Raw genomic sequence first — 776 nt, 5'->3', positions numbered from 1 at the left:
CGGACTCCAGTTAAGCCTCGTTCTTTCAGCCATACAAAGAAGGAACGCCAGCTCTCCTTGTCTTCTTTCATACCTTCAGCTGCACCGATGATTTCACGGCAGCCATCGTTGCTGACTCCAATGGCAACAAGGATAGAAACGTTTTGGATTTCACCACCCCAACTGCGTTTCAGATAGACGCCATCCACATAGACATACGGATAGCTGCCGACCAATGGGCGTGTACGCCAGGTTTCGATATGCTCATATGCCTTTTTATTGAGGTTGCTGATAGTGCCTGGGGATACTTTTGTTCCCCATAAGGCTTCGGTGATATCCTCGACACGCCGTACAGAAACGCCTGCCAGATACATTTCAATCAGAGCTTCTTCAACAGAAGATTCCCTGCGGCGGTAGCGTTCAATAATGGCAGTTTCAAAGGGGACCCCTTTCAGCTTTGGAACTTTTAGTTCCACATCGCCAGCAGTGGTCTGGAAATTTCGCTTGTAATGGCCGGAACGATAACCTTGACGGTCAGTGGAACGCTCATATTTCTGAGCATTCACGAGTTCGTCGGCCTCTTTATCAAGCAGAGCATTCAGAGTTTCTTCGACGCTGCTGCGGACAAGATCCTTTAAATCGTGCTTTATTAAATCTTCATTGAGTTGTATAATGTTATCAGACATGGTTCTATACCGCCTATGGTGAATTTTGTGTGGTAACTTTATTCTACCAAACGGCTATAGACCATGTCTATTTTTATGAAATTGAATTTGCGAAACTAATTATACGTTATC

1 protein-coding gene is annotated in these 776 nt (G+C 45.1%); it reads right to left on the bottom strand.

Going from position 1 to position 776, the window contains the following annotated elements; translation table 11 throughout:
* Nucleotides 1–665: IS256 family transposase (locus ACESZP_RS17925; protein ID WP_499709950.1), on the bottom strand; the 665-nt coding region annotated here is incomplete at its 3' end.
* Between the last annotated feature and the right edge of the window lie 111 nt (nt 666–776).

The organism is Candidatus Dorea massiliensis AP6, from assembly GCF_964245105.1.
Classification (GTDB): domain Bacteria; phylum Bacillota; class Clostridia; order Lachnospirales; family Lachnospiraceae; genus Laedolimicola; species Laedolimicola intestinihominis.
The sequence above is the reverse complement of the archived record's forward strand: the minus strand, read 5'-3'. Positions and strand labels throughout refer to the sequence as shown.